Origin of the sequence: Hydrogenophaga flava NBRC 102514 (assembly GCF_001571145.1) — a bacterium.
Taxonomy (GTDB): Bacteria; Pseudomonadota; Gammaproteobacteria; order Burkholderiales; family Burkholderiaceae_C; genus Hydrogenophaga; species Hydrogenophaga flava.
This window is the reverse complement of sequence record NZ_BCTF01000078.1, coordinates 1-751: the sequence shown is the minus strand read 5'-3', so window position 1 is coordinate 751 and position 751 is coordinate 1. Positions and strand designations below refer to the sequence as shown.

The following is a 751-nucleotide window of genomic DNA, read 5'->3' as shown; positions in this document are numbered from 1 at the left end:
AATCCGCGTGGGCTCCTCGTAGGAGCGGATCTCCTGCACCCGCAGGATGTCGATCCCGTATTCCTCCGCGCCCAGGCGGAAGGTCAGGAATTCGCTGGTGACGGCCGGCTGGCCGGCCACCGAACGGCCCTGGGTGGGGCTGGTGTCTTTGTGCATGTCCATGGTCGGGTCCTCGAAGGTGGGGTCAGAAGCTTTCCCAGTCGTCGCTGGCGCCAGCGCTGGCGGTCACGGACTTGGGTGCAGGGGTCGGCTCGGCGGCCGGGGCCGGGCGCTGGGCCTTGGCAGGGGTCTGCAGGGCGGGGCGGGGCGCCGGCGCCTTGGCTGGCGCGGCGGCAACGGGCTTGTGCGCGGCGACCGGCTTGTGCACCGCCACCGGGGTGGCCTTGGGTGCCGAAGACGACTCGCCACCATGCACGCGGAACACACTGACCGCCTTGACCAGCTGGTCGGCCTGCTGGCGCAGGCTGGCAGCGGCGGACGCACTCTCTTCCACCAGCGCCGCGTTCTGCTGCGTGGTCTGGTCCATGTTGCTGACCGCTTCGCTGACCTGGTTCACGCCAGCGTTCTGCTCCTGGCTGGCGCTGCTGATCTCGCCCACGATGTCCGTCACGCGCTGGATCGACTGCACCACCTCCTGCATGGTCGAACCGGCCTGGTCCACCAGGGTGGTGCCCTGCTCGACGCGCTCCACACTGGCGTTGATCAGCTGCTTGATCTCCTTGGCCGCTTCGGCGCTGCGCTGCGCCAGCGT

General features: G+C 69.6%; 2 protein-coding genes. Both read right to left on the bottom strand.

Annotated elements, in window-relative coordinates; all coding sequences use genetic code 11:
* Positions 1-156 (bottom strand): chemotaxis protein CheW (locus tag HFL01S_RS24475; protein ID WP_174525267.1); only part of this gene is annotated, 156 nt, incomplete at its 3' end.
* A gap of 28 nt (positions 157-184) precedes the next feature.
* Positions 185-751: methyl-accepting chemotaxis protein (locus HFL01S_RS24470; RefSeq protein ID WP_245644967.1), on the bottom strand; the 567-nt coding region annotated here is incomplete at its 5' end.